Here is a 19,710-nt window from a genome sequence, read left to right on the forward strand (position 1 = left end):
GTGCCGCTCAGCTGCGGGCGAGCACCCGGTCGGGGTGGGTGTAGACGTTCATCGTCTCCCCGCGCAGGAACCCCACGACCGTGAGGCCCTGCTCGTCGGCCAGGGCCACGGCCAGCGACGACGGCGCCGACACCGCCGCCAGCAGGGGCACCCCGGCCATGGCCGCCTTCTGCACCAGCTCGAACGACGCCCGGCCGCTGACCATGAGCACCGTGCTGGCGAGCGGGACCCGCCCCTCGCGCACCGCCCACCCGACGACCTTGTCGACGGCGTTGTGGCGGCCGACGTCCTCGCGGAGCACGAGCAGCTCGCCGGCGGGGGTGAACAGCCCGGCCGCGTGCAGCCCCCCGGTGGAGTCGAACACCTTCTGCGCCGCGCGCAACGTGTCTGGCAGGGACGACAGCACCGCCGGGGTGACGGTGGTGTCGTCACCCGCGGGGGAGTGGCGGGTCTTGAGCTTGACCGCCTCCAGCGAGCCCTTGCCGCACACCCCGCACGACGAGGTCGTGTAGAAGTTGCGCTCGACGCCCAGCTCGGGCGGGGCGACCCCGGCGGCCAGGTCGGTGTCGAGGACGTTGTAGGTGTTGCGGCCCTCGTCGTCGACCCCGTCGCAGTAGCGCACCACCGCGACGTCGTCGCTTGAGCCGATCACGCCCTCGGTGAGCAGGAAGCCGTGCACCAGGTCCACGTCGTGGCCGGGCGTCCGCATGGTGACGGCGATCGAGCGGCCGGCCACCCGCAGCTCCATCGGCTCCTCGACGGCGAGCGTGTCGGGCCGGCGCACCTCGCCCTCGGCGGTGATGCGGCGGACGGGGTGTCGAGCGGTCACACGTCCCACGGTCGGCTCCTTCGCTGGTGTCCCACCAGTCTCCCACCGCCCGCGCACCGCCCCCACGCCGACGGGGGAGGGACCGCGTGGTCCCTCCCCCGTGCGGAGGTCGCTCCGGGTCAGGACCGGGAGCGGGCCTTCCCCGTCGCCCGTGCCCCGTTCCCGCCGTTGGACGCGGCGTCGGTGGTCGCGGCCGTCGCCGGGGCGTCCTTGAGGTAGAGGAACCAGTAGGCGCCGGCGACGAACAGCGCGGCCCCCAGGCCGTTGCCGAGGAACGCGAAGACCAGGTTGTTCAGCGTGTGGGTGAACGTCACCCCCGGGACGTGCTGGAACATGGCCAGCGGCAGGAAGAACATGTTGGCCACGACGTGGTCGAAGCCCAGCGCCACGAACGCGGTGATGGGGAAGACGATGCCCAGGATCTTGCCGCCCACCGTCTTCGCGGCGAGGCCCAGCCACACCCCGAGGCAGACCAGCCAGTTGCAGCCGACCGCGCGCAGGAAGATCTGGTAGTCGCTCTCGGTGACGGCCTTGCCGACGGTGATCGTGGCCAGGCGCGCGTAGTTCGACGCCCCCGTGGAGCCGGCCGCGGACGACGCGGTCCCGATCACCCCGGTGCCGGAGGCCAGGAAGTAGGCCACGATGAGCGACCCGATGAGGTTGCCGATGATGAGCAGGCCGAAGTTCACGGCGATCTTGCCGGGTCCGACCTTGCCGCGCAGGGCCGCCATGGGCAGCAGCATCATGTTCCCGGTGAGCAGCTCGGCGCCGCCCACGACGACCAGCACCAGGCCGAGGCTGAAGGTCAGCCCGGTGACCAGGGTGACGATCCCGCCCCAGTCCTCGGACTTGAGCCCGGCGGAGGCGACGATGGCCAGCAGGCCGCCGAAGGCGATGTAGGCGCCGGCGAGGATCCCGCCGACGACGGCCTTCGCCGGGCTGAGGTGGGCCTTCGCCGTGCCGGAGGTGACCGCGAGCTCCGCGGTCTCCTGGGGGGTGTTGTAGGACATGCGTGTGCCTCTCGTCCCTCGGTGACGGGTGTCGCAGAGCACCGTAGGACCCTGCGCGCCCACGGGCCGCGCGAGACGGTCACATCCCGGTCACGACGGACCGCACCCGCCCGGGGTCCGGGCGCCTCAGGCGTCGACCGTCTCCGGGTGGCCCGCGGCGCGCAGCGCCGCCCGCAGCCGCTCGGCCGCGTCGTCGAGGGCGGCGGGGTCGGGGTCGGCCTCGGCGTTGCTGATCTCGAGCTGGCGCACGCTGGTGAACGGGATGAGGTGCACGTGGGTGTGCGGCACCTCCTCGCCCGCCACCAGCACGCCGACCTTGCTCGGGGAGAACGCGTCCTGCTGGGCCCGGCCGACGTGCTGCGCCACCACCCACAGGTGCGCGGCCAGGTCCGCGGGCAGGTCGATCCAGTGGTCGACCTCCTCGCGCGGGACCACCAGCGCGTGCCCCGGGGCGAGCGGGTTGATGGTCAGGAAGACCACGCAGCGCTCGTCGCGCCAGACGAACCTCCCGGGGATCTCGCCGGAGATGATGCGGGTGAACAAGGTCGCCATGGCCTGAGAACCTAACCGCCTACCCTCGGGGCGTGGTCGCGGCGGGAGTGGTGCTGGCGGGCGGCCGGTCGCGCCGGATGGGCTCGCCCAAGGCGGAGCTGCCCCACCGCGGGGCCCCGCTGCTGGCCCACGTCGTGGCCGAGCTGCGCGCGGTGTGCGACCCCGTCCTCGTGGTCACCGCGCCCGGTCGGACCGTGCCCGACACGGGGGTGACCGTGCTGCACGACGACGTCCTGGACCGGGGGCCGCTCGCCGGGGTGGCGCGCGGGCTCGCCGCGGCCGCCGCGGCCGGGCGCGACGTGGCGTGCGTGTGCGCGACGGACCTGCCGCTGCTGCACCACGCCCTGCTCACGACCCTGCTCGGCCTGCTGCGCCCGGACGACGACGCGGTGGTGCCGGTGGTGGACGGTCAGGCCCACCCCCTGCTCGCCGTCTACCGCACCCACCTCGCGGCCGCGGCCGCCGACCTGGCGGCGGACGCGGCCCCGGTACGGGCCCTGCTGCGCGGGGCGCGCACCCGCGAGGTGGGCCGGGCGCAGCTGCTGGCCGACCCCGCCCTGGCCGCCGCCGACCCCGCGCTGGGCTCGGTCCGGGGGGCCAACACCCCGGCCGAGTGGGCGGCGCTGACCGCCCCGGGGCGGACGGGGCACCGCGCGCCCGACGAATAGGATCGGGGGTGTGACCACCGCACCGCCGCCCCGCCCCCCGCTGCCCGGCTCGTGGGACCCGGCCGCCGTGGAGGGCACCCTCTACCAGCGCTGGGTGGACGCCGGGTACTTCACCGCGGACCCGGCCAGCGGCAAGCCCGCGTACTCGATCGTGCTGCCCCCGCCCAACGTCACCGGCAGCCTGCACATGGGCCACGCGCTCGACCACACGCTCATGGACGTGCTGACCCGCCGCAAGCGCATGCAGGGCTACGAGGTGCTGTGGCTGCCGGGCACCGACCACGCCGGGATCGCCACCCAGACCGTGGTGGAGAAGCAGGTCGCGGTGGACGGCAAGACCCGCCACGACTACGGCCGCGAGCTCTTCGTCGAGAAGGTGTGGGACTGGACCAAGGAGTCCGGGGACACAGTGCGCGGGCAGATGCGCCGCCTCGGCGACGGCGTCGACTGGTCCCGGGAGCGCTTCACCCTCGACGAGGGCCTCTCCCGTGCCGTGCAGACGATCTTCCGCCGGCTCTACGACGACGGGCTGGTCTACCGCGCCGAGCGGATGGTCAACTGGTCGCCCGCGCTGCGCAGTGCCATCAGTGACATCGAGGTCAGCTACTCCGACGTCGAGGGTGAGCTCGTCAGCCTGCGCTACGGCTCGCTGGACGACGCCGAGCCGCACGTCGTGGTGGCCACCACCCGGGTCGAGACCATGCTGGGCGACACCGCCATCGCCGTGCACCCCGACGACGAGCGCTACACCGCGCTCGTCGGCCACGTCTTCACCCACCCGTTCACCGGGCACGACGTGCCGGTGGTCGCCGACGACTACGTCGACCCGGAGTTCGGCACCGGCGCGGTCAAGATCACCCCGGCGCACGACCCGAACGACTTCGAGGTGGGCCGGCGCCACGGTCTGCCCATGCCCTCGATCCTCGACGAGGCGGGCACCGTCACCGGCACGGGCACGGCCTTCGACGGCCTCGACCGGTTCGCCGCCCGCGTCGCCGTCCGGGAGGCCCTGGCCGAGCAGGGCCGGGTGGTCGCCGAGAAGCGGCCGTACCTGCACAGCGTCGGGCACTCCGAGCGCACCGGCGAGCCCATCGAGCCGCGGCTGAGCCTGCAGTGGTTCGTCGCCGTGGAGACCCTCGCGAAGGCCGCGGGCGACGCGGTGCGCGACGGGCGCACCACCATCCACCCCGCGGGGCTCGAGCCGCGCTGGTTCGACTGGGTCGACCACATGCACGACTGGTGCATCTCCCGGCAGCTGTGGTGGGGCCACCGCATCCCGGTGTTCTACGGCCCCGACGGCGAGGTCGTCTGCGTCGGCCCCGACGACGAGCCGCCGACGGGGGAGGGCTGGACGCAGGACCCGGACGTCCTGGACACCTGGTTCTCCTCCGGGCTGTGGCCCTTCTCCACCCTCGGCTGGCCCGAGCGCACCGCCGAGCTGGAGCGCTTCTACCCGACGTCGGTGCTGGTCACCGGCTACGACATCCTGTTCTTCTGGGTGGCGCGGATGATGATGTTCGGCACCTACGCCCTCGGTGGGGACGAGGCCGGCGACGGGGCGGCCCCCGAGCAGGCCGTGCCGTTCACCGACGTGCTGCTGCACGGCCTGGTCCGCGACGCGCAGGGCCGCAAGATGAGCAAGAGCAAGGGCAACGGGATCGACCCGCTGGACTGGGTCGAGCGCTTCGGGGCCGACGCGCTGCGCTTCACCCTCGCGCGCGGCTCGAACCCGGGCTCCGACCTGGCCGTGGGCGAGGACGCCGCCCAGGCGTCGCGGAACTTCGCCACCAAGCTGTTCAACGCGACCAAGCTGGCGCTGCTGCTGGAGGCCTCGACCGACGGCCTGCCCGACCGCGCCGGGCTCACCGACGCCGACCGCTGGGTCCTCGACCGGCTCGACGCCGTGCTCGCCGAGGTCGACGCCGCGCTCGACCGCTACGAGGTCGGCCGGGCCAGCGAGGCGCTCTACCACTTCGCGTGGGACGAGCTCTGCGACTGGTACCTCGAGCTGGCCAAGGTGCAGACGGCGGACCCCGCGCAGGCGCCGGCCACCCGCGCGGTGCTGGGCCACGTGCTCGACGCGCTGCTCCGCGCCCTGCACCCGGTGATGCCCTTCGTCACCGAGACGCTGTGGACCGCGCTCACCGGCGGGGAGTCCGTCGTCGTCGCCGACTGGCCCGTCCGGCCCGGGGCGGCCGACGCCACGCCCGACGCCGACGCCGCCCGCCGCGTCGCCGACGTGCAGCGCCTCGTCACCGAGGTGCGCCGCTTCCGCGCCGACCAGGGCCTGCGGCCCGGCCAGCGGGTGGCCGCCCGCGTCGGCCAGGTCGACCGCGCCGACCTCGCCGGGATGCTCGACCACGTCGTCGCCCTGGCCCGGCTGACCCCGGCCGGGGAGGACTTCACCCCGACGGCCTCGGTCGAGGTCCGGCTGAGCCGGGCCACGGTCACCGTCGAGCTCGACACCTCCGGCACCGTCGACGTGGCCGCCGAGCGGGCCCGGCTGACCAAGGAGCTGGGCGCGGCGCGCAAGGAGCTCGACGGCACCACCGCCAAGCTGGGCAACGAGGCGTTCCTGGCCAAGGCGCCGGAGCCGGTGGTGGAGAAGATCCGCACCCGGCAGCGCACCGCCGCCGAGGAGATCGAGCGGCTCGACGCCCGGCTGGCCGCACTGCCCGAGCCGGCCGCCTCGTGAGCGACGTCGCCCCCGCGGGGCTCGCCGAGCTCGGCGCCGTCGAGGCCGAGCTGGACACGCGGTGGCCGGAGACGCAGATCGAGCCGTCGCTGGTGCGCATCACCGCGCTCATGGACGTGCTGGGCAACCCGCAGCGCAGCTACCCGGCCATCCACGTGGCCGGCACCAACGGCAAGACCTCGGTCAGCCGCATGGTCGACGCCCTGCTGACCCGGCTGCAGCTGCGCACCGGCCGGCTCACCAGCCCGCACCTGCAGCTGGTCACCGAGCGGATCTGCGTGGACGGTGCGCCCGTCGACCCGCTGCGGTACGTCGAGACCTACCAGGAGATCGCCCCGTTCCTGGCCATGGTCGACTCCCGCTCCGAGGCCGACGGCGGCCCGCGGCTGAGCAAGTTCGAGGTGCTCACCGGCATGGCCTACGCGCTGTTCGCCGACGCGCCCGTCGACGTCGCCGTGGTCGAGGTCGGCCTCGGCGGGCGGTGGGACGCCACCAACGTCATCGACGGGCAGGTGGCCGTCATCGCCCCGATCTCGCTGGACCACACCGAGTACCTGGGCACCGACCTCGCCGGGATCGCCGCCGAGAAGGCCGGCGTGATCAAGCCGGGCTCGGTGGTCGTCATCGCCGAGCAGGAGCCCGAGGTGATGGAGGTGCTGCTGCGCCGCGCCGTGGAGGTCGACGCGGCCGTCGCCCGGGAGGGCAGCGAGCTCGCCGTGCTCGGCCGCCAGGTCGCCGTGGGGGGCCAGCAGCTCCGGCTGCAGGGCCTCGGCGGGGTCTACGAGGACGTGTTCTTGCCGATGCACGGCGAGCACCAGGCGCACAACGCCGTGCTCGCCCTGGCCGCGGTCGAGGCGTTCTTCGGGGCGGGCGCGGACCGCAGGCTCGACGCGGACGCCGTGCGCGAGGCCTTCGCCGGGGTGGCGAGCCCCGGCCGGCTCGAGCGGGTGCGCAGCGCGCCGACGGTGTTCCTCGACGCCGCCCACAACCCGGCCGGCGCCCGCGCTCTGGCCGCCGCGCTGCGCGAGGAGTTCGACTTCCGCAAGCTGGTGGGCGTGGTCGCGGTCATGCGGGACAAGGACGTCGCCGGGGTCCTCGAGGCGCTGGAGCCGGTGCTCGACGAGGTCGTCGTGACGCGGTCGGGCTCGCCGCGCGCGATGGACGTCGAGGAGCTCGCCAACTTGGCCGTGGCCCGGTTTGGCGACGAGCGGGTGGTGGTCGCCGACTCGCTCGCCGACGCCCTGGAGACCGCCGTGGGCATGGCCGAGGAGGTGGGCGACCCCGGGGAGTCGGTCTCCGGTGCCGGTGTCGTCGTCACCGGCTCGGTCGTCACCGTCGGCGAGGCGCGCACCATGCTGGGCGGGGTGCCCGGGTGAGCACCCCCGCACGGCCCGAGCCGCTGGCCAGCCCGCCCGACCCGTGGAAGGGCCTGCGCGGCGTCATGGCGGGCACCCTGGTGCTCGAGGTCATCATCGTGCTGCTCGCGCTGCCGGTCATCAGCACCGTGGGGGGTGGGATCTCGCTGGTCGCGGGGCTCTACGTCGGGCTGCTGACGCTGCTGCTCGTGCTCGGGGCCGGCCTGCAGCGCCGGCCGTGGGCGCTGACCTACAACCTCGCGGTGCAGGTGCTGTTCGTCGCCGGGCTGCTGGTCAACGTGCCGCTGGGCATCGCGGGGATCGTCTTCGCCTTCCTGTGGGCGCTCATCCTGGTGTTCCGCCGCGACGTGGCCCGCCGGCTCGAGGCGGGCACGCTGCGCAGCCAGTACCCGCCGTCCTGACCCGTCCCCGGGTTCCTGGTCGCGGCCCGTCCGTTGTGTCGTGCAGCGTTGCGGGGGGCAGCGGTCTAGCGTCTCGTGCCACCACCGGGCCACGAGGCAGGGAGCCACCATGGGGGCGTTCCGCACCAAGACCGTCGAGCAGTCCATCGAGGACACCGAGGAGCCCGGCCACCAGCTGAACAAGACGCTCGGCTGGGTCCAGCTGACCGTCTTCGGGGTCGGCGTCGTCATCGGCACCGGCATCTTCGTCCTCACCGGGGAGGCCGCGGGGGTGCAGGCGGGGCCGGCCGTCGCGCTGTCCTTCGTCTTCGCCGGGTTCGGCTGCGCGCTCGCGGCGCTCTGCTACGCGGAGTTCGCCTCGACCGTGCCCGTGGCCGGGTCGGCCTACACGTTCTCCTACGCCAGCCTGGGCGAGCTCGTGGCCTGGATCATCGGCTGGGACCTCATCCTCGAGCTCGCGCTGGGGGCCAGCACCGTCGCCGTCGGGTGGTCGACGTACTTCACCGACGTCCTCGGCCAGGCCGGGATCACGCTGCCGGCCGCGATCACCGGGGACGGGCACAACGTCGTCGCCGCCGCCATCGTGCTCGTGCTCACCGCCGTGATCAGCCAGGGCATCAAGGTCTCCGCCCAGGTCAACCTGGTCGCCGTCATCGTCAAGGTCGCCATCGTGCTGCTGGTCATCGTGGCCGGCGCGTTCTACGTCAAGGCATCGAACTACTCGCCGTTCATCCCGCCCGCCGGCTCACCCGCCGCGGCCGGGGCCGAGAGCACCCCGTCGCTGCTGCAGGACCTCGGCTTCGCGCCCGGGGCGTTCGGCGTCACGGGCATCTTCACCGGTGCGGCGCTGGTGTTCTTCGCCTTCATCGGCTTCGACATCGTCGCCACCTCCGCGGAGGAGACCCGCAACCCGCAGCGGGACATGCCCCGGGGCATCTTCGGCTCGCTCGCCATCTGCACCTTGCTCTACGTGCTGGTCAGCATCGTCATCACCGGGATGGTCAAGTACACCGACATCAGCGTCGACGCCCCGCTGGCGGAGGCGTTCCGGTCGGTCGGTCAGCCCGTCATCGCCACGCTCGTCTCGGTGGGGGCGCTGGTCGGGCTGACCACCGTGATGATGGTGCTCATGCTCGGCCAGAGCCGGGTGTTCTTCGCCATGAGCCGCGACCGGCTGCTGCCGCCGGTGTTCTCGACCGTGTCCGAGCGCACCGGGGCGCCCGTGCGCACCACGGTGGTGACCGGGGTCGTCGTCGCGCTCATCTCGTTCCTCGTCCCGCTCTCCGAGCTGGCCAACCTCGTCAACATCGGCACCCTGTTCGCGTTCGTGCTGGTCGCCATCGGGGTGATCGTGCTGCGCCGCACCCGGCCCGAGCTGCCGCGGGCGTTCCGCTGCCCCGCCGTCCCCGCCCTGCCCATCCTGTCCGTGCTGGTCAGCGTGTACCTGATGCTCAACCTGGCCGGGGAGACGTGGCTCCGGTTCCTGGTCTGGATGGTGCTGGGCATCGCCATCTACTTCGCCTACGGCTACCACCGCAGCCGGCTCAAGGACCAGGTGGCGGGCGCGGCCACCGTGTCGCGGCGGTGACCGGGCGCGTCGAGGTCACCGACGTCCCCGAGCGGCGCCGCTACGAGGCGACGATCGGGGGCGAGCGGGTCGGCTTCGCGGCCTACGAGCCGCGCGGGACGCACCGGACGTTCACCCACACCGAGGTCGACCCGGCCTGGGAGGGCCACGGCGTCGGCGGCGCGCTGGCCCGGGCGGCGCTCGACGACGTCCGGGCCCGCTCGTTGACCCTGACCCCGCGGTGCCCGTTCATCGCCGCCTACCTCGAGCGCCACCCCGACGACCTCGACCTGGTGGCCGACCCCCCGACCTGAGCGGGGCGACCGATAGGCTGCCGCGCGTGACCCAGGCGACAGACACCCAGCGCACCCTCGTCCTCGTCAAGCCCGACGGGGTGGCCCGCAGCCTCACCGGGGAGATCCTCGCCCGCATCGAGCGCAAGGGCCTGCGGCTGGTCGCCCTCGAGCTGCGCACCGTCGAGCGCGAGGTGGCGCAGGAGCACTACGCCGAGCACGAGGGCAAGCCGTTCCTGGCCTCGCTGCTGGACTTCATCACCTCCGGCCCGCTCGTGGCCGCGGTGGTCGAGGGCCCGCGGGCCATCCCGGCATTCCGCCAGCTCGCCGGCGGCACCGACCCCGTCGAGAAGGCCGCGCCGGGCTCGATCCGCGGCGACCTCGGCCTGGAGACCCAGCGCAACCTGGTGCACGGCTCGGACTCCGAGGAGTCGGCCGCCCGCGAGATCGCGCTGTGGTTCCCCGGCCTGGGCTGAGCAGGCCTCAGGAGTCCTGGTTGTTGTAGCGGCGGACGGCGAGCGAGCCGAACACCGCGGCGATGACCACGGTCCACACCAGCGACAGCACGATCAGGCTGCTCGTGCTGCGGCCGGCGAAGAGTTGCTCGCGCAGCTCGGGCGGGATATCGCCGATCGTCAGCGACCGCACCGCGTTGATGACGATGCTCACCGGCTGGTTGTCCGCGAACGCCCGCAGCCACGACGGCAGCGTCGAGGTGGGGACGAAGGCGCTGCTGGCGAACGTCAGCGGGAAGATCACCGGGAACGTCGCCGCGTTGACCGTCTGCACGTTGCTGGCGTAGAGCCCGACGATGGCGATGATGAACGACACGGCCAGGGCGAAGGCGAGGAGCAGCAGCAGGCCCAGCAGCAGCCCCGGGTAGCTCGACGGCCGGTAGCCGACGGCGAAGCCGACCAGCACGAGCACCACCAGGCCGACCGCGTTGGTCAGGGTGTCGGCCACCACCCGGCCGGCGAGGACGGCGCTGCGGGCCATCGGCAGCGACTTCAGCCGGTCGATGAAGCCGCGGCCGCGGTCCTCGGCGAGGGCGAAGCCGGTATTGCCCGCGGAGAAGATCGCGGTCTGCACGGCGATGCCCGGGATGAGGTAGTTGACGTAGTCGATCGGGCCCAGCCCGCCGATGGCCCCGCCGAACACGTAGCGGAACAGCAGCGTGAACATGATCGGCGAGACCACCGTGAACACGACCTGGTCGGGCGCGCGGGAGAGCCGGCGCAGGTTGCGCCCGGCCATGGCGCCGGTGTCCCGCAGCGCCCAGCCCAGCCGGGAGTGGGTGGGCCGCTCGGGGCGGTCGTCCCCGGTGGCGGGGGCCAGGGCGGTGTCGGCGGTGCTCATGAGGCGTCCTCGGCGGTCTCGGCGGGGCTGGTGTCGCGTCCGGTCAGGGAGAGGAAGACGTCGTCCAGGCTGGGCTGGCGCATGGCCAGGCCGGTGGGCTCGAGGTCGGCGTCGTCGAGGCGGCGCACCACCTCGGTCATCGTCGCCACCCCGCCCGAGGCCGAGACCCGGACCGTGGTCCCGTGCCGCGACGGGGGCGAGGACGCCACCCCGTCCAGCGCGGTCGCGGCGCGGCCGGCCGCGTCCTCGTCGGCCAGCTCGACCTCCACGACCGTGCCGCCGAGGGTGTCCTTGAGCTCGGTGGACGTGCCCTCGGCGATGACGCGGCCGTGGTCGACGACGCAGATGCGGTCGGCGAGGCGGTCGGCCTCCTCCAGGTACTGCGTGGTCAGCAGCAGGGTGGTCCCGTCGGCGACGAGCTCCTCGATCACGCCCCACAGCTCGATGCGGCTGCGCGGGTCCAGCCCGGTGGTCGGCTCGTCGAGGAACAGCACCGGGGGCCGGGCGACGAGGGCCGCGGCCAGGTCGAGGCGGCGCCGCATGCCCCCGGAGTAGGTCTTCAGCGGCCGGTCCGCCGCGTCGGCCAGCTCGAAGCGCTCCAGCAGCACGTCCGCCCGGGAGCGGCCCTCGGACCGGGACAGGTGGTTCAGCCGGCCCACCAGCCGCAGGTTCTCCGCCCCGGTCAGGGCCTCGTCGACGGCGGCGTACTGCCCGGCGAGGCCGATCACCCGGCGCGCGCCCTCCGGGTCGGCCAGCACGTCGACCCCGGCGACCCGGGCGCGCCCGGACGTCGGCCTGAGCAGGGTGCTCAGCACGCGCACCGACGTGGTCTTGCCCGCCCCGTTCGGGCCGAGCAGGCCCAGCACGGTGCCCTCGGGGACGGTGAAGCTCACCCCGTCCAGGGCCCGCACGTCACCCTTGTAGACCTTGACCAGGTCCTCGGCCACCACCGACGCGTCGCTCACGAGGTGGAGGGTATCGAGCCGGTCCGACACTTCTCACGCCGGTTTTGCCCGGTGGTGCCCCGGGCCGCCCGGAGAGGTCAGCTGTTCTGCTCGATGTAGCTCTGCGGGTCCTTGTCGGAGTCGTCGACGCCCCGACCGCCCGGGTGCGCGGCGTAGAAGGCGATCCACTGCTGGGCCAGCTCGGCCCGCAGCTCCCGGGGGGCGTTCTTGCGGAAGTTCGGCAGGCCCTCGTCCTCCTCCTCCGCCAGGTGGTCGGAGTTCTCGGTGCGGGCGCGGCCCACGGCCTCGTACCACTCGTGGCTGCCCACCTCGTGCGTGCGGGAGTCGGCCACCGCGTCCCGGATGTCGTTGTGGTCGCCGATCGCGTCGTCGGTCTCGTCCTCGGAGGTCTCGTCGTCCCCCTTGCGCAGCAGCGCGGGGTAGAAGACCTCCTCCTCGGCCTGGGCGTGGGTCTCCAGGCGCTGGGCCAGCGGCTCCCACACCGCGGAGAGCTCGTCCGGGGTGGAGCAGTCGTCGAGGCGGGCGAACGCGCGGCGCAGCCACTCGTGGTCGTCCATGATCAGGGCGGTGATGTCGGCGGTGGCGATGTCAGGCAGCTGGTCGGTCATGCCGGCGAGCCTACGAAGATCGTCCCGGCCGTGCCGGGGGAGAGCGAGGTGGCCGTGCTGGCCCACACCGACCACGGGGGCGACGGCGTGCCCGTCGTGCTGCTGCACGCGTTCCCGCTCGACTCGCGGACCTGGGACGACGTCGTGGCCGAGCTGGGCGGCGCGGTCCGCGCGGTCTCCGTGGACCTGCCCGGGCTGGGCGGCTCCTCGGTGCCTGGGGAGCCGCCGTCGCTGGAGCACGCGGCCCACGGCGTCCTCGAGGTGCTCGACCACCTCGGCGTCGAGCGCGCCGTCGTGGTCGGCCTGTCCACCGGGGGCTACGTCGCCGCCGTTCTCGCCCGCGACCACCCGGGCCGCCTCGCCGGGCTGGGGCTGTGCTCGACGACGACGCGGGTGATGGCCCCCGACGTCCCCGCCGGCCGCCGCGACGTCGCCGACGAGGTCGAGCGCACCGGGTCCCTGGACCCGGTGTCGGACTCCGTGCAGGAGGGCCTGGGGGAGACGGCGCACGCGCACCGGCCCGACCTGGAGGACCGGGTGCGCACCGTGCTGACCTCGCAGGACCCGGCCGGGGTGGCGTGGGTGGCCCGGGCGGTGGCCGCGCGCAGCGACACCTCCGACGCGGTGCGCGGGGTGCCGGTGCCCGTGCTGCTGCTGTTCGGCGAGGAGGACACGGCCACCCCGCCGGCCCGCGCCCACGAGCTGGCCGCGCTGCGCCCCGACGCCGAGCTGGTGCTGCTGCCCGCGACCGGCCACCTCACGTGCCTGGAGCGGCCCGCCGAGGTCGCCGCCGCGCTCACCCGCCTGGCGGCGCGGTCGGCCTGACGCCTGCGGGGGTGTCTGCAAGTACCCCCCGGACGCCCCCAGCCGTCTGCAACCGCCACCACGTCCACGTTGTCCACAGCCCGCGCCCGAGGGCTTCCCGGACGGGGCGCGGCACGGCACCGTCGCGGACGTGGAGCAGTGGTGGACCGACCTCGCCGAGCACGACGGGCTCGTCCTGCGCGACCGCGTGCTCGGCAGCGGCGTCGACCCCGACCAGCTCGTGGTGGCGCTGCGCACCGGACGGCTCGTGCGGGTGCAGCGCGGCGTCTACGCCCAGCGGGGTGCGCCGCCCGCTGCCCTGGCCCTGGCGCGCGCCGCGGTGCTGTCGTGCGGCGTCGACCGCGCGGTGGCCAGCCACACCACCGCTGCGCGCGTGCACCGGCTCGCCGTCCCGGACCGGCCGCGGACCGAGCACGTGACGGTGCCCCGCGAGCTGCGCCGGACCCGCCGCCGCGACCTGGTCTTCCACGGCCGGCCGCTCGCCCTGGGCGACGTCGTCGCGCCCGGCGGCGTCCCGGTCACCGCCGTGGTGCGCACCCTGGTCGACCTCGCGGCGGCGCTGCCGCGCCTCGAGGCGGTGTGGTGCCTCGACGACGCCCTGCGGCGCGGGCTGGTCACCCGCACGGACCTGCAGGCCGCCGCGCGGGGTCGCGGGCTGCCCGGGGTGGGATCGCGGGTCGCGCGCGCCGACGGCCTGGCCGAGTCGATCCTCGAGACCGCGGCCCGGCTGGCTCTCGGTGACGCCGGGGTGCCGCTCCCCGTGCCGCAGCTGGTGGTCCGAGACGCCTCCGGTGCGGCCGTGGCCCGGCTGGACGGCGGCTACCCGGAGCTGCGGCTGGCCCTCGAGCTCGACGGCCGGTCGGTGCACTCCGCGCCCGCGGCCGTCTTCCGCGACCGTCGTCGGCAGAACGCGCTCGAGGCGCTGGGGTGGCGGGTGCTGCGCTTCACCTGGTGGGACGTCGTGCACGACACCGACGGGTTCGTGGCCGTGGTCCGCTCCGCCGTGGCGCGCGCAGCCGCCTGACCGGGGTCCTGGTGGTGGTTGCAGACGCCGTGGGCGCTCCCGGGGGTACTTGCAGACACCCCGGAACGGTGGCGGCGCGCGGGTGGGGGGTGGACGGGCGCGACTACCGTGTCCGGCATGTCCGCACCAGCACGCACGCCGGGACAGTCGCTGTTCGCCGAGCTCGAGCCGCTGCTGCCCCGGGTCACCAAGCCCGTCCAGTACGTCGGCGGCGAGCTCAACGCCACCCTCAAGGAGTGGGACGCGACGACGGTCCGCTGGGCGTTGATGTACCCCGACGCCTACGAGGTCGGCCTGCCCAACCAGGGCGTCATGATCCTCTACGAGCTGCTCAACGAGCAGCCCGACGTCCTGGCCGAGCGCACCTACGCGGTGTGGCCGGACCTCGAGGCGCTCATGCGCGAGGCGGGCGTCCCGCAGCTCACCGTGGACGCGCACCGCCCGGTGGTCGACTTCGACGTCCTCGGCGTCAGCTTCGCCACCGAGCTGGGCTACACCAACCTGCTGGCGGCGCTCGACCTCGCGGGCATCCCGATCCACGCCCGCGACCGCGACGAGCGGCACCCGATCGTCCTCGCCGGCGGTCACGCCGCGTTCAACCCCGAGCCCATCGCCGACTTCCTCGACGCGGCCGTCCTCGGCGACGGCGAGGAGGCCGTCCTCGAGGTCACCGACGTCATCCGCGCGCACAAGGCGGAGGGCTCCCCGGGCGGGCGCGACGAGCTGCTGCTGCGCCTCGCGGAGTCCGGCGGGGTGTACGTGCCCAAGTTCTACGACGTCGACTACCTCGACGACGGCCGCATCCAGCGCGTGGTGCCGACCGACCCGCGGGTGCCGTTCCGGGTGTTCAAGCGCACCACGATGGACCTCGACGCCTGGCCGTACCCGAAGAAGCCGCTGGTGCCGCTGGCGGAGACGGTCCACGAGCGGGCCAGCGTCGAGATCTTCCGCGGCTGCACCCGCGGCTGCCGCTTCTGCCAGGCCGGGATGATCACCCGCCCGGTGCGGGAGCGCAGCATCGAGGGCATCGGCGCGATCGTGCAGAGCGGGCTGGAGAGCACCGGCTACCAGGAGGTGGGCCTGCTCAGCCTGTCCAGCGCCGACCACTCCGAGATCGCGGAGGTCACCAAGGGCCTCGCCGACCGCTACGAGGGCACCGGCACCGGGCTGAGCCTGCCCAGCACCCGGGTCGACGCGTTCAACGTCGACCTGGCCAACGAGATCAGCCGCAACGGCCGGCGGTCCGGGCTGACGTTCGCCCCCGAGGGCGGCAGCGAGCGCATCCGCAAGGTGATCAACAAGATGGTGTCCGAGGAGGACCTCATCCGGACGGTCACCACCGCGTACGCCAACGGCTGGCGGCAGGTGAAGCTGTACTTCATGTGCGGCCTGCCCACCGAGACCGACGAGGACGTCCTGCAGATCGGCCGCATGGCGCGCGAGGTCATCCTCGCCGGCCGCGCGGCCGCGGGGCACTCCGACATCCGCGCCACCATCTCCATCGGCGGCTTCGTGCCCAAGCCGCACACCCCGTTCCAGTGGGCCGCGCAGTGCCACCCCGACGTGGTCGACGACCGGCTGCGCCAGCTGCGCGCCGAGGTCGGGAAGGACCGCCGCATGGCCCGCGCCATCGGCATGCGCTACCACGACGGCAAGCCCAGCCTGGTCGAGGGCCTGCTCAGCCGGGGCGACCGCCGCGTCGGGAAGGTCGTGGAGCGGGTGTGGCGCGAGGGCGGCCGGTTCGACGGCTGGAGCGAGCACTTCTCCTACGACCGCTGGGTCGGCGCCGCCGCGGCCGAGCTGGAGCCGCTGGGGGTGAGCCTGGACTGGTTCACCACCCGCGAGCGCGAGCGCACCGAGGTGCTGCCCTGGGACCACCTCGACTCGGGGCTGGACAAGGAGTGGCTCTGGGACGACTGGCAGGACGCGCTGAACAGCCAGGAGCAGGACGACTGCCGCTGGACGCCGTGCTTCGACTGCGGGGTGTGCCCGTCGATGGGCACCGACATCGAGGTCGGGCCGACCGGGCGGACCCTGCTGCCCATCGCCCCGGTCAGCACCGGCAGCCCCATCACCAACCCGGCGCTGGCGGGGGAGTGAGCGGCCCGGCCGCCCCGCGCAGCGGCCACGAGCCGAACCCGTCGGCGGCGCCGGTGCAGAAGGTGCGGCTGCGCTACGCCAAGCGCGGGCGGCTGCGCTTCACCTCCCACCGCGACGTCGCCCGGGCCATGGAGCGGGCGCTGCGGCGCGCCGGGGTGCCGATGGCCTACTCGCAGGGGTTCAACCCGCACCCCAAGGTGTCGTGGGTGGGGGCGTCGCCGACCGGGGTCGCCAGCGAGGCGGAGTACGTCGAGCTGTCCCTGGTGCGGGTGCTCGACCCCCTCGTCCTGGCCCGCGAGCTCGACCGTGCGCTGCCTCCGGGCCTCGACGTCGTCGACGCCGTCACCGCAGGTCCGGGCTCGTTGCCCGACCGGGTCGAGGCCAGCTGCTGGGAGCTGCGGCTGGACGGGGTCGCCGAGGACGTGCTCGCCGCGGCGGTCGAGGTGTTCCGGGCCACCGAGGTGGTCGAGGTGGAGCGGATGACCAAGGGCGGACGCCGCGCCGTGGACGTCCGGGGCCCCGTCGTGTCGCTCGTCGTCACCTCCGAGCCGGGTCGCGATCCGGCGAGCCCGGACGGTCCGTCCACGGTGTGTGGGATACTGACGGCAGTGGTACGGCAGGTGAGCCCTGCGGTACGACCGGATGACGTCATGAGCGCGCTGCGTGCCGTCGCGGACCTGGAGCCGCCCTCGCCCGTCCGGGCGACCAGGGTGGCGCAGGGTCCGCTCGACGGCGACGGTCAGCTCGGTGATCCGCTCGCTCCCGACCGGGTAGCGGCACCGGCAGGGTCCGGTGCTCCGGGCAGGCGCGGGCCCGGCGTCGTCGACGAGCACCTGATGACCCCCTGACCGCCAGCTCCACCGACCCACCCGCTTCACCCACCGGCGCCATCCCGGCGCCGGCCACCAGAACTACACACGCGCCCCCGCGTGGCCGCCTCGCACCTGCTCCACCGGTGCACGCGCCCGGGGGCGGAGGAGACCCCCGTGGCCACCACCGAGACGACCACCCCGCCCACCACCGCGACCGAGCTGCCCGCCCGCCTCCGCGTCCACGCCCTGGCCAAGCTGCTGGGGGTGACCAGCAAGCAGGTGCTCGCCGACCTCGCGGGCCGCGGGCTCGAGGTCAAGAGCGCGCAGTCCAGCGTCGACCGCGCCACGGCCGAGCAGGTCCGCGACGCGCTCGCCCCCGCCGAGCAGGCCCCCGCCGGCGAGCCTGCAGTCGGCACGGACGCTGGCACGGACGCCGCCCTGCCCACCGCGCAGGTCGACTCCGGCCCGGCGCCGCTGCCCGACCTCGCCGAGCCCGACACCGACGGGCCGACCGACCCGGCCGTGGTCCCGCTCTTCCTCCCGCCCGAGCCGGTCAAGGCCCCGCCGCGTCGCCGCCGCGCCACCCGCGCCGCGGCCGCCCCGGCCGACACCGGGGCCGAGGACGCCGAGGTGGCGGGCGCGACCACCGCCGAGCCCACCGAGACGGACACCACCGACACCGGCACCGACGGCAGCAGCAGCGCTGCGGGGGACGACGCGGACGACGACTCCGGTCCCCGCCGCCGCCGCCGGGGCCGCCGGGGCCGCGGTCGCGGCCGCGGTCCCGCCGACGGCGAGAACGACACCAGCGAGGACGACGCGACCGGTGACACCACCGGGTCGACCGACACCGGGTCGAGCGACAGCGAGTCCGCCGCCGCCGCGACCACCGCGCCGGACGCCGGCGCCGGGGACGTGGACGCCCCCGCCGCCGATGCCGAGCAGGCCGACGGCGCCACGGGCGAGCAGGACGGCGACGGGTCCGACGACGGTGACGACGCGGGCTCGGGCAGCCGTCGCCGCCGCCGCCGTCGTCGCCGCCGGGGCGGGGACGCCGACGGCGCGGGCTCAGACGGCTCGGGTGACGGCGCGGACGGCGACAAGGACGCCGGCGCCGACACCGCCGCGGAGCGCGAGCCCCGCAGCAAGTCCCGCCGCTCCCGCGGGGGCTCGTCCGGCTCGGGCTCGGCCGACGAGGTGCAGGGCATCACCGGCTCGACCCGGCTCGAGGCCAAGCGGCAGCGGCGCAAGGACGGCCGCGACCAGGGCCGGCGGCGCCCGCCGATCCTGTCGGAGGCGGAGTTCCTGGCCCGCCGCGAGGCCGTCGCCCGCACCATGGTCGTCCGGGAGCGCCCGGGCCACGGGGACGACGCGCTCACCCAGGTCGCCGTGCTCGAGGACGGCGTCCTCGTCGAGCACTTCGTCACCTCGTCGGGCACCCCGTCGATGGTGGGCAACATCTACCTCGGCCGGGTGCAGAACGTGCTGCCCAGCATGGAGGCCGCGTTCATCGACGTCGGCCGCGGCCGCAACGGCGTGCTCTACGCGGGCGAGGTCGACTGGGAGGCCGCGGGCCTCGGCGGGCGTTCGCGCAAGATCGAGCAGGCGCTGAGCTCCGGTGACCTCGTGCTGGTCCAGGTGAGCAAGGACCCGGTCGGGCACAAGGGCGCCCGGCTGACCACCCAGATCTCGCTGCCCGGCCGCTTCCTGGTCTACGTCCCCGGGGGCACCTCGGCCGGCATCAGCCGCAAGCTGCCCGACACCGAGCGCAGCCGGCTCAAGGCCATCCTCAAGAAGATCGTGCCCGAGGACGCCGGCGTCATCATCCGCACCGCGTCCGAGGGCGTGGCCGAGGAGGAGCTGGCCCGCGACGTCGACCGGCTGCAGGCGCAGTGGGAGGCCATCTCGGCCGAGGCGGAGACGGTGAAGGCCTCCGGCCAGAAGTCCCCGCACAGCCTGTACGAGGAGCCGGACCTGCTGGTCAAGGTCGTGCGCGACCTGTTCAACTCCGACGTCGAGCAGGTCGTGGTCTCCGGCGACGACGCCTGGCGGACCGTGTCGAGCTACGTCCACGACGTCTCGCCCGACCTCGAGGACCGGCTGCGCCACCACGAGGGCGGCGGCGACGTGTTCGCCGAGATGCGCGTCGACGAGCAGCTGACCAAGGCGCTCGAGCGCAAGGTCATGCTGCCCTCGGGCGGCAGCCTCGTCATCGACCGCACCGAGGCCATGACGGTCGTCGACGTCAACACCGGCAAGTACACCGGCTCCGGGGGCAACCTCGAGGAGACGGTCACCCGGAACAACCTCGAGGCCGCCGAGGAGGTCGTGCGGCAGATGAGGCTGCGCGACATCGGCGGCATGATCGTCGTCGACTTCATCGACATGGTCCTCGAGGGCAACCGCGAGCTGGTGCTGCGCCGCCTGACCGAGTGCCTGGGCCGCGACCGCACCCGCCACCAGGTCTCCGAGGTCACCTCGCTCGGCCTGGTGCAGATGACCCGCAAGAAGATGGGCCAGGGCCTCGTCGAGTCGTTCTCCACCCCCTGCGAGCACTGCCACGGCCGGGGCGTGGTCATCCAGTCCGAGCCGGTGCAGGCCACCGACTCCTCGGGCGGCGGGTCGAACG

Annotated in this window: 17 protein-coding genes and 1 pseudogene; 12 read left to right on the forward strand and 6 right to left on the reverse strand. The window is 74.3% G+C overall.

Annotation, left to right across the window (positions count from 1 at the left end):
• Positions 1 to 7: 7 nt before the first annotated feature.
• The 3 genes from fdhD to ACYVOF_RS11935 form a co-directional block, all read right to left on the reverse strand.
• A complete protein-coding gene (gene fdhD, locus ACYVOF_RS11925; RefSeq protein WP_460866714.1) occupies positions 8 to 838 on the reverse strand; it encodes a formate dehydrogenase accessory sulfurtransferase FdhD in 831 nt (276 codons plus the stop codon).
• A gap of 110 nt (positions 839 to 948) precedes the next feature.
• On the reverse strand, positions 949 to 1,839 hold the full coding sequence (locus tag ACYVOF_RS11930; RefSeq protein ID WP_460866716.1) for a formate/nitrite transporter family protein: 891 nt from the start codon (positions 1,837 to 1,839) through the stop codon (positions 949 to 951).
• Positions 1,840 to 1,965: 126 nt separating this feature from the next.
• Positions 1,966 to 2,391, reverse strand: coding sequence for an HIT family protein (locus ACYVOF_RS11935; protein WP_460866718.1), 426 nt, complete (start codon positions 2,389 to 2,391; stop codon positions 1,966 to 1,968).
• 32 nt (positions 2,392 to 2,423) lie between these two features.
• On the opposite strand from ACYVOF_RS11935, the gene ACYVOF_RS11940 reads away from it, so the two are divergent.
• The 7 genes from ACYVOF_RS11940 to ndk all read left to right on the forward strand — a co-directional run bounded on the left by ACYVOF_RS11940 (position 2,424) and on the right by ndk (position 9,867).
• Entirely contained in the window at positions 2,424 to 3,059 is a 636-nt protein-coding gene (locus tag ACYVOF_RS11940) for an NTP transferase domain-containing protein (RefSeq protein ID WP_460866720.1), read from the forward strand.
• Between the two features lie 10 nt (positions 3,060 to 3,069).
• A complete protein-coding gene (locus tag ACYVOF_RS11945) occupies positions 3,070 to 5,754 on the forward strand; it encodes a valine--tRNA ligase (RefSeq protein WP_460866722.1) in 2,685 nt (894 codons plus the stop codon).
• Positions 5,751 to 7,130 carry a bifunctional tetrahydrofolate synthase/dihydrofolate synthase gene (folC, locus tag ACYVOF_RS11950; RefSeq protein ID WP_460866724.1) on the forward strand — a complete coding sequence of 460 codons (1,380 nt, stop codon included), beginning with the start codon at positions 5,751 to 5,753 and terminating at the stop codon, positions 7,128 to 7,130. Before ACYVOF_RS11945 ends, folC begins: the two co-directional genes overlap by 4 nt.
• Positions 7,131 to 7,195: 65 nt before the next feature.
• Positions 7,196 to 7,531: a DUF4233 domain-containing protein gene (locus ACYVOF_RS11955; RefSeq protein WP_460866868.1), complete on the forward strand. Its 336-nt coding sequence runs from the start codon at positions 7,196 to 7,198 to the stop codon at positions 7,529 to 7,531.
• 109 nt (positions 7,532 to 7,640) lie between these two features.
• On the forward strand, positions 7,641 to 9,119 hold the full coding sequence (locus ACYVOF_RS11960) for an amino acid permease (protein WP_460866726.1): 1,479 nt from the start codon (positions 7,641 to 7,643) through the stop codon (positions 9,117 to 9,119).
• The gene (locus ACYVOF_RS11965; RefSeq protein ID WP_460866728.1) at positions 9,116 to 9,412 is read left to right on the forward strand and encodes a GNAT family N-acetyltransferase; all 297 of its coding nucleotides are present in this window, start codon (positions 9,116 to 9,118) and stop codon (positions 9,410 to 9,412) included. The genes ACYVOF_RS11960 and ACYVOF_RS11965 overlap by 4 nt, the downstream gene beginning before the upstream one ends.
• A 26-nt stretch (positions 9,413 to 9,438) precedes the next feature.
• Positions 9,439 to 9,867: a nucleoside-diphosphate kinase gene (gene ndk, locus ACYVOF_RS11970; RefSeq protein WP_460866731.1), complete on the forward strand. Its 429-nt coding sequence runs from the start codon at positions 9,439 to 9,441 to the stop codon at positions 9,865 to 9,867.
• Positions 9,868 to 9,874: 7 nt separating this feature from the next.
• On the opposite strand, the gene ACYVOF_RS11975 is transcribed toward ndk, so the two are convergent.
• The 3 genes from ACYVOF_RS11975 to ACYVOF_RS11985 all read right to left on the reverse strand — a co-directional run bounded on the left by ACYVOF_RS11975 (position 9,875) and on the right by ACYVOF_RS11985 (position 12,320).
• On the reverse strand, positions 9,875 to 10,747 hold the full coding sequence (locus tag ACYVOF_RS11975; RefSeq protein ID WP_460866732.1) for an ABC transporter permease: 873 nt from the start codon (positions 10,745 to 10,747) through the stop codon (positions 9,875 to 9,877).
• Complete coding sequence (locus ACYVOF_RS11980; protein ID WP_460866734.1) at positions 10,744 to 11,712, reverse strand: ATP-binding cassette domain-containing protein; 969 nt, start codon at positions 11,710 to 11,712, stop codon at positions 10,744 to 10,746. The genes ACYVOF_RS11975 and ACYVOF_RS11980 overlap by 4 nt, the downstream gene beginning before the upstream one ends.
• Positions 11,713 to 11,789: 77 nt before the next feature.
• Positions 11,790 to 12,320 carry a hemerythrin domain-containing protein gene (locus tag ACYVOF_RS11985; RefSeq protein ID WP_460866736.1) on the reverse strand — a complete coding sequence of 177 codons (531 nt, stop codon included), beginning with the start codon at positions 12,318 to 12,320 and terminating at the stop codon, positions 11,790 to 11,792.
• A 30-nt stretch (positions 12,321 to 12,350) separates the two neighbouring features.
• Here ACYVOF_RS11985 and ACYVOF_RS11990 point away from each other — a divergent pair, with 30 nt between their 5' ends.
• The 5 genes and pseudogenes from ACYVOF_RS11990 to ACYVOF_RS12010 form a co-directional block, all read left to right on the forward strand.
• Entirely contained in the window at positions 12,351 to 13,145 is a 795-nt protein-coding gene (locus ACYVOF_RS11990) for an alpha/beta fold hydrolase (protein WP_460866737.1), read from the forward strand.
• Between the two features lie 130 nt (positions 13,146 to 13,275).
• Positions 13,276 to 14,169: a DUF559 domain-containing protein gene (locus ACYVOF_RS11995; protein ID WP_460866739.1), complete on the forward strand. Its 894-nt coding sequence runs from the start codon at positions 13,276 to 13,278 to the stop codon at positions 14,167 to 14,169.
• 117 nt (positions 14,170 to 14,286) lie between these two features.
• On the forward strand, positions 14,287 to 16,269 hold the full coding sequence (locus ACYVOF_RS12000; RefSeq protein ID WP_460866741.1) for a TIGR03960 family B12-binding radical SAM protein: 1,983 nt from the start codon (positions 14,287 to 14,289) through the stop codon (positions 16,267 to 16,269).
• Complete coding sequence (locus ACYVOF_RS12005; protein WP_460866743.1) at positions 16,266 to 17,117, forward strand: TIGR03936 family radical SAM-associated protein; 852 nt, start codon at positions 16,266 to 16,268, stop codon at positions 17,115 to 17,117. Before ACYVOF_RS12000 ends, ACYVOF_RS12005 begins: the two co-directional genes overlap by 4 nt.
• A 243-nt stretch (positions 17,118 to 17,360) precedes the next feature.
• Positions 17,361 to 19,619: pseudogene (locus tag ACYVOF_RS12010) on the forward strand (Rne/Rng family ribonuclease); the annotation flags it as partial.
• Between the last annotated feature and the right edge of the window lie 91 nt (positions 19,620 to 19,710).

Source organism: Rhodococcus aerolatus (assembly GCF_054783215.1).

Coding starts and splice junctions, on each gene's coding strand:
- ACYVOF_RS11960 (WP_460866726.1), top strand. CDS start 7,641: ATGGGGGCGTTCCGCACCAAGACCGTCGAGCAGTCCATCGAGGACACC.
- ACYVOF_RS11930 (WP_460866716.1), bottom strand. CDS start 1,839: ATGTCCTACAACACCCCCCAGGAGACCGCGGAGCTCGCGGTCACCTCC.
- ACYVOF_RS11935 (WP_460866718.1), bottom strand. CDS start 2,391: ATGGCGACCTTGTTCACCCGCATCATCTCCGGCGAGATCCCCGGGAGG.
- ACYVOF_RS11955 (WP_460866868.1), top strand. CDS start 7,196: ATGGCGGGCACCCTGGTGCTCGAGGTCATCATCGTGCTGCTCGCGCTG.
- ACYVOF_RS12000 (WP_460866741.1), top strand. CDS start 14,287: ATGTCCGCACCAGCACGCACGCCGGGACAGTCGCTGTTCGCCGAGCTC.
- ACYVOF_RS11985 (WP_460866736.1), bottom strand. CDS start 12,320: ATGACCGACCAGCTGCCTGACATCGCCACCGCCGACATCACCGCCCTG.
- ACYVOF_RS11975 (WP_460866732.1), bottom strand. CDS start 10,747: ATGAGCACCGCCGACACCGCCCTGGCCCCCGCCACCGGGGACGACCGC.